The organism is Streptomyces sp. NRRL S-244, assembly GCF_000717915.1.
In the GTDB taxonomy this organism is placed as follows: Bacteria; Actinomycetota; Actinomycetes; order Streptomycetales; family Streptomycetaceae; genus Streptomyces.
This window is the reverse complement of sequence record NZ_JOCX01000028.1, coordinates 62,988-69,708: the sequence shown is the minus strand read 5'-3', so window position 1 is coordinate 69,708 and position 6,721 is coordinate 62,988. Positions and strand designations below refer to the sequence as shown.

At 70.8% G+C, this 6,721-nt stretch carries 8 protein-coding genes and 1 pseudogene; 3 read left to right on the top strand and 6 right to left on the bottom strand.

What is annotated here, in order from left to right:
- Positions 1–199: 199 nt before the first annotated feature.
- The gene (locus tag IF02_RS0126895) at positions 200–469 is read left to right on the top strand and encodes a DUF1876 domain-containing protein (RefSeq protein WP_030161312.1); all 270 of its coding nucleotides are present in this window, start codon (positions 200–202) and stop codon (positions 467–469) included.
- Here the strand turns inward: IF02_RS0126895 and IF02_RS34075 are convergent.
- Positions 462–651: pseudogene (locus IF02_RS34075) on the bottom strand (DUF397 domain-containing protein). The gene IF02_RS0126895 and the pseudogene IF02_RS34075 overlap by 8 nt on opposite strands.
- Before the next feature lie 301 nt (positions 652–952).
- Between IF02_RS34075 and IF02_RS33305 the strand changes: the two are divergent.
- Both IF02_RS33305 and IF02_RS32750 read left to right on the top strand, forming a co-directional pair.
- Complete coding sequence (locus tag IF02_RS33305; protein ID WP_051696587.1) at positions 953–2,107, top strand: polymorphic toxin type 44 domain-containing protein; 1,155 nt, start codon at positions 953–955, stop codon at positions 2,105–2,107.
- The gene (locus IF02_RS32750; RefSeq protein WP_037837194.1) at positions 2,104–2,415 is read left to right on the top strand and encodes a hypothetical protein; all 312 of its coding nucleotides are present in this window, start codon (positions 2,104–2,106) and stop codon (positions 2,413–2,415) included. The genes IF02_RS33305 and IF02_RS32750 overlap by 4 nt, the downstream gene beginning before the upstream one ends.
- A gap of 84 nt (positions 2,416–2,499) precedes the next feature.
- On the opposite strand, the gene IF02_RS0126875 is transcribed toward IF02_RS32750, so the two are convergent.
- The 5 genes from IF02_RS0126875 to argS all read right to left on the bottom strand — a co-directional run bounded on the left by IF02_RS0126875 (position 2,500) and on the right by argS (position 6,671).
- A complete protein-coding gene (locus IF02_RS0126875) occupies positions 2,500–2,967 on the bottom strand; it encodes a hypothetical protein (RefSeq protein ID WP_234318343.1) in 468 nt (155 codons plus the stop codon).
- The gene (locus tag IF02_RS0126870) at positions 2,964–3,473 is read right to left on the bottom strand and encodes an RNA polymerase sigma factor (RefSeq protein ID WP_030161306.1); all 510 of its coding nucleotides are present in this window, start codon (positions 3,471–3,473) and stop codon (positions 2,964–2,966) included. Before IF02_RS0126870 ends, IF02_RS0126875 begins: the two co-directional genes overlap by 4 nt.
- On the bottom strand, positions 3,470–3,898 hold the full coding sequence (locus tag IF02_RS0126865) for a DUF3995 domain-containing protein (RefSeq protein WP_030161304.1): 429 nt from the start codon (positions 3,896–3,898) through the stop codon (positions 3,470–3,472). Before IF02_RS0126865 ends, IF02_RS0126870 begins: the two co-directional genes overlap by 4 nt.
- 79 nt (positions 3,899–3,977) lie before the next feature.
- Positions 3,978–4,826 carry a hypothetical protein gene (locus IF02_RS36000; protein WP_158708575.1) on the bottom strand — a complete coding sequence of 283 codons (849 nt, stop codon included), beginning with the start codon at positions 4,824–4,826 and terminating at the stop codon, positions 3,978–3,980.
- 66 nt (positions 4,827–4,892) lie between these two features.
- Positions 4,893–6,671 (bottom strand): arginine--tRNA ligase, encoded by a 1,779-nt coding sequence (gene argS / locus IF02_RS0126855; RefSeq protein WP_030161300.1) that lies wholly within the window; start codon positions 6,669–6,671, stop codon positions 4,893–4,895.
- Positions 6,672–6,721 lie beyond the last annotated feature (50 nt).

Here is a 6,721-nt window from a genome sequence, read left to right as displayed (position 1 = left end):
ATCGCGAAGCGACGCGACCGCAGGGAGCGCCCTTGACGGACCGGCCCGACACGGAAGGACAGTGGACTGACGGGACGCCCCCGGACCCTTCACCGACCCCGGGCGACCGGAACCCTGCCCCCCCCCGGAGCCCCCGCTCGCGTTCGCGGCGCCCCGGGCGCACCCTGGAGGCAGGGTGACCCCCTGGAGGTGATGCACCATGCCCACACTCGTCGGGTGGCACGTGGAGCTCGAATTCACCGAGGAAGGCCACCGCACCAGCGCGGCGGCCATGGTCAGGCTCGGTGACGGCTCCGAGATGAGGGCGCGTGGCTACGCCATGCGCCACCCCTCCGACCCGGAGCAGCTGCGGGTCGGGGAAGAGATCGCCGGCGCTCGCGCGCTGATGGATCTCGCGTCCCAGATGTTGCAGAAGGCCCACTCGGAGATCGACGAAGCGACGGGCCGACACTCTTACCCGATCAGCTAGTGACCCACTGAGCGAGGTGGGACCACGCGCTGGGAGAGAGAGCGAGCGAGGGGCCGTGAGGGACTTTCGAGTCCCTCACGTGCCTTGTCGGGGCAGGTGGCGACCTCGACGCAGTCGCCGCCGTTGCTGCCGCCGTCGCTGCCGCTGTAGCTGGACTTGAACCACGTGAGTGCCGTGCTCATGGGGCACCCAAGAGCTGCTTCAACAACTCCCACTCCGTGCACGGCCAATACCCGTGACGACCCGTACTCATCGATGAGTACGGGTCGGCGCTCTGCCACACGCTCCACGACAGCGGCGGCGGCCGGTCCACCCTCCGGCGGCCGGACCGCGACGGCGGCCGGGGCTTCCTCATCGTCGAAGCCGTCGCCGGTCTCCGGGGCGTGAGCGAGCGGCGACCTGGCAAGGTGGTGTGGTGCGAGTTCCGAACTAGCCTTGCTGACATGCACAGTTGGGGGAGACGTGCTCACGTACCAGGAAGTGATGACCACGAACTTCGGCCTGCTCGCGACGGCCGCGACCGCGTGGGACGCGATGGCCGGTGAACTGAAGAAGGTCGAGGACCGGTACGCCGCCAGCGTCCAGAAGGTCGCCATGGGGCCGTCCGTCGGCCAGAACTGGCTCGGTCTCAGTGCCGGGGTCGCTCAGAACAACTTCGCCACCACCCGGCGCGAGTACGCCGCCGCCCAGACCGAGGCGAAAGCGGTCGCCGCGCTCCTGCGCGACGCCCACGCCGGGTTCGTGGACCTGAAGAAGAAGGTGGAGTCGGCCCGCAAGGACGCCGTCGACGCCGGCATGGCGGTGTCCACGGCCGGCCGGGCCAGCTTCGACTTCACCCGCGTCGAGGACCCCGCCCAGGCCCGCATCCTGCGCCGCGACCCCGGGATGCGGGAGGCGGAGGACTCCTGGACCGCGCACATCGCGGAGGCGGTGCGCGCGGTGGACGAGTTCGACAAGGCCATCCGGCAGGCGCTCCAGGCCGTGGTGGTCGACTCCAACCCCTTCGACGGCACCATGGGCGGCTTCAACGCCACCGCCAAGCCCGTGATCCCGCCGACCGGATCCGCGCGCAGCGAGCAGAAGTTCACCGAGGCCGAGAAGTGGATCTTCGACGAGATGAAGCGGAACGTGGACTCCGACACCGTCCACCAGCTCCAGGCTCTGCTGCGCGAGCCGCAGTGGTACGACTTCGGGCGCAATTACGGCAGCGACATCAACGCGGCGCTCGTGATGTGGGGCCTGAAGGTGGCCCCCGGCCAGGACTGGGACCACAAGCCCCAGCTCCAGCAGCACTTCGACCTCCAGACGAAGAACGACTACTTCTTCAAGCAGCCGGGCCAGAACCGGGAGGTGTTCTACGACATCTACTCCAACATCCACTACGGGTACATCGGCCGGGCCGCCGGATTCGACCCGGACACCCTCATCAAGGGCGCCTCGCTGGGGGAGACCCTGCTGACCGGTGACGACGACCAGGGCGATCAGATCACCATGAGGATCGGAATGGACCTGTACGACAAGTACGGCAAGGACATGACGGAAGACCAGCTCAAGCAGGGGATCGAGGACGCAATGGACCGGATGGAGCAGGCGAAGCGGGAGGGCAAGGACGTCCCGCAGATCAGGAACACCCGGTGACGCGCGGACAGCTGGGCTGTGCGGTCGCCCCGCTCGCCGGTCTGGGCACGGGCGTGCTCGGGGCGGTGCTGCTCAATGCGGCCTGGCAGGCCTGCGACGTCGGCGTGAACGGAGCCGCCAACGGCCTCGCGCTGCTCTTCTACGGGGCGCTGCTCGCGCTCCTCGCGACGGCCTGGTGGGGCGTGCTCGTCGCGTACGTCGGCCGCTGGAACCTGGCGGCCGCCCTCCTCGGCGGTCTGGCCGGCGCAGCGGTCATGGTCTGGGTCTTCGTGGCCCTCCTCCAGGTCCCCGACGGCTACCGCTGCTAGATCCGGCTGGTTCGGGTCAGGGGGTCCAGGGGGCCCGGCCCGCGCCGAGGAGCTGCTCCGATCGGCGGGCCGGCCGCCCCGGTGCTATCCGGCCCCGTGGCCCTCCCGCCGCTCCACCCGGGCCTGGAGCCGGGCCATCGCGCGGGTCAGTTCCCCGGATGCCCCGAAGGGGACGATCGCCGCGTGCCCGGGAACCCGTACGCCGCCCGTCAGGGCCACGCGGGTGCCGCCGCCCGGCTCGGGGGCGGCCGCCATGCCGATGATCAGGAAGCGGCTCTGGAGCCAGCACCAGCCCGGGCGCAGGGCCCCCCGGAAGTGGGCGCGGAATCCGTACTTGCTGCGGGCCAGCGCCTCCACCCGGTCGCCGGCCACCCGCAGGACGCGGATGCCGCGCATGTCCGGCTGGAACCGGCTGAACTCGCCCTCCAGGTCGCCCATCACCGCCCAGACGGCGTCCAGGGGTGCGGGGATGACCTGTTCGGCGATCCGGGCGCCCCGGACGCCCGCCGCCATGATCCGCAGGCGGCTCACCTCGTCGAGTGCGTACGTCATGCGGACCATGCCTTTCGGAAGCTCGTACGGGCCCGGTGCAGCCGGGACTTGGCGGTGCCCGGCGGTACGCCGAGGAGCGCGGCCGCGGACTCCTCGTCGAGGCCCTCGACGTCCCGCAGCACCAGGACCGCTCGATGGTCGGGCGAGAGGCGGGCCAGGACGTCGTCGATGTCGGCGGCGAGCTCGGGGTCCCCGGAGCCGGGGAGGTCGGCGAGTTCGGCGGGGCGGGCGCGGGCCGCACGGCGGGCGACACGGACCGCCTCGCGGACCGCGATGGCGCGGACCCATCCGTACAGGGTCTCCGGATCGCGCAGGCCCCGCAGGGCGCGGAAGACCGCGACCAGGGCCTCCTGGCAGGCGTCGGGGCCGTCCGCGAGGGCGATGGGGGTGCAGATGCGGGCGACGTACGGGGTGAGGTGGTCGAGCAGGTCGTGCATCGCGAGGGTGTCGCCGGCGCGGGCGGCCCGGGCGAGGGAGACGCCGCGGTCGTGTTCGGCGGGGGTCACCGGGCGCGGACCAGCCGGGCGGCCGCCCAGCCGAAGCCGAGGCAGGCGGGCGTGTAGAGGACGAGGTTCAGCCAGTGGAAGGGGCCGGGCGGGCTGTCGAGGAGACCGGCCGCCCATCCCAGGCCCGCGAGGCCCCGTACGGCCAGACCGGCCGCGACGGCCGCGGTGACCGCCCGCGTGACGCGTCCGCCCCGCCCGTACGAATGACCGAGGACGGCGGCGGCCCCGCTCAGGGTGAGCGCCGCCAGCGGGAGGACGACGGACGGTGCGAAGGAGACCTCCGCGCCGAGGACGGCGAGGGACAGGTCGCGCTCGCTCGCCGCGGGCCAGGTGCGGCCGGTGGCCCAGTACAGGTGTACCAGCCCGTCCGCGGCCAGCAGCCCGGCCAGTGCGATTCCCGTACGGCGTCGCGATGTGTCCCTCATGAGTGCCCCCTCGGTGTCGTGAACCAACACCCCGAAGAGGAGGCGGACTTGGAGAACGTTCCCCGTGTGCTGCGTCACATCAAATCTTGATCTCCTGCCCTGCGAGAAGCTGGATTCCGATGGTGATCTCGGCGACCGTGATCACCAGGTCGAGCACCATCCCCACCGTCAAGAGCAGGCTGAACGGGCCGCGCAGCAGGGAGAAGCCGCGGATGAGGCCGAAGAGGGCCATGAGCAGCGAGAGGAGCCACATGGCGAGGAGGACGGGGCTGATGGCCAAGGGCAGCTCGAACCTGATGACCAGCCAGGCGGCGGCCGTGAAGCCCAGGAACTGGGGCAGTCCCAGCAGGAAGACCGACCGGATGAGTTCGCGCCGGGTCCGCCGCTTCCGGGGCGGCGTCTCCCGGATCACGATCACCTGAGGCTGCGGCGGCGCTGCGGGCATGGGCGGTGGCGGGGGCGGCTGGAAGGGGATCGCGTTCGCGGTCATCGCACCCAGCCCGATCGACCCCAGCGAAGCCGAAGCCGAAGCCGATGCCGAAGCCGAAGTCGAATTCGAAGCCGAGGGTGGTGAGGCCGGAGGCGTCGGTCCCGGCGGGGAGGGGGGAGTCGTGGGAGGCGGGGGTACCGCGTACGCCAGCAGCGCCGCCGGTCCGCCCAGCAGCTGCTCCAGCAGGTCGTTCAGGGTGTCCCCGAACGCCGGGTCACGGGAGATCTCGTCCGCCAGTACCGGCACGGCGATGGCCGTGGACGCATCACCCGGCTCGTCGCGCATCCTCGTCAGCACCGCCGTACCCAGCGGGCTGCTCCGCAGGCGGTCCTCCACGTGGACCCGCACCCGCGCCCGGAGCGCGGACTGCGCCGGGGTGCCGCCCCCGGCGCCGGTCAGCACTCTCAGCGCGGCGCGTGCCAGCTGTAAACCGTTCACGATCGGCCTCCCCTGCCGTTCAGACGGAAGGCCGATCGTACGGAGCGGTGCGCCCCGCGAACAGGGTCAGAGGCGCTCGGGGGTGCGGATGCCCAGCAGGGACATGCCCTTCGTGAGCGTGCGGGCGGTCAGGTCGCACAGGAACAGGCGGTTCTCGCCGACGACGAGCTCCGGCTCCGGCTTGATGACGGGGCACTGGTCGTAGAACGTCGTGAACAGCGAGGACAGCTGGTAGAGGTACGCGGCCAGCTTGTGCGGGGCGTGCTCCGCGGCCGCCTCGGCGATCAGCTCGCCGAAGCCGTCCAGGTGCAGGCCCAGCGCGCGCTCGGCCGGGGCCAGCTCCAGCTCCGGGTGCGCGACCGGGGTGCGCTCGCCCGCCTCGCCCGCCTTGCGCAGGATCGACTTGATCCGGGCGTACGCGTACTGGAGGTACACGGACGTGTCGCCGTTCAGCGAGACCATCTGGTCCAGGTCGAACTTGTAGTCGCGCGAGGGGGAGGTGGAGAGGTCCGCGTACTTGACCGCGCCGATGCCGACGTACCGGCCGTTCTCGACGATCTCCTCCTCCGACAGGCCGACCTTCTCCGCCTTCTCGCGGACGACGGCCGTGGCCCGCTCCACCGCCTCGTCCAGCAGGTCCACCAGTCGGACCGTCTCGCCCTCACGGGTCTTGAACGGCTTGCCGTCCTTGCCGAGGACCGTGCCGAAGGCCAGCTGAACGGCCTTGACCTCGTCGTTCAGCCAGCCCGCGCGGCGGGCCGTCTCGAAGACCATCTTGAAGTGGAGCGACTGGCGGGCGTCGACCACGTAGATGAGGGTGTCCGCCTTCAGGTTGCCCACGCGGTCCCGGATCGCCGACAGGTCGGTCGCGGCGTAGCCGAAGCCGCCGTCCGACTTCTGGACGATCAGCGGGGTCGGGTTGCCGTCCGGGCCCTTGTACTCGTCGAAGAACACGCACAGCGCGCCGTTGGAACGGACGGCGACGCCCGAGTCCTCCAGCAGCTTGCACGTCTCGACCAGCATGTCGTTGTAGCCGGACTCGCCGACGACGTCCGCGTCCTGGATGTCCATGTCCAGCTTGTCGAAGACGGAGTAGAAGTAGATCTTCGACTCGTCGACGAACCGCTGCCACATGGCGAGGGTCTGCCCGTCGCCCGCCTGGAGGTCGACCACCCGGGCCCGGGCCCGCGTCTTGAACTCCTCGTCGGAGTCGAAGAGCGCGCGCGAGGCCTTGTAGAGGCGGTTCAGGTTGGACATGGCCTCCTCGCCGGAGACCTCCGCGTCCGACTTGTGGTCCAGCTCGTGCGGGTGCTCCAGCAGGTACTGGATGAGCATGCCGAACTGGGTGCCCCAGTCGCCGATGTGGTGGCGCCGGACCACCTTCTCGCCCGTGAACTCCAGGATCTCGACCATCGCGGCGCCGATGACCGCCGACCGCAGGTGGCCGACGTGCATCTCCTTCGCGACGTTCGGCTGCGCGTAGTCGATGACCGTCGTGCCCGCGTTCGCGGCGTATGGGACACCGAGGCGGTCGTCACCCGCGCGGGCGGCGAGGGTCTCGATGATCGCCCGGTCGGAGACGGTGATGTTGAGGAAGCCGGGGCCCGAGACCTCGATCTCCTCGATCAGGTCACCGGTCGGGATGGACCCGACCACGGTCGTCGCCAGCTCACGCGGATTGGCCTTGGCCTTCTTCGCGAGCGCCAGGATCCCGTTGGCCTGGAAGTCGGCCCGGTCGCTTCGTCGCAGCAGCGGGTCGGCGCCACCGGCCTCCGGCAGGGCCGAGGCGAGGGCGTCCGCGACGCGCTGATTGACGGAAGAAGCGAGGGAAGGGACCGAGGCCATGAGCTGCCGTTCCTGTGAGGTCGTGCCTGAAGGTGCACTTGGTTGTTCCG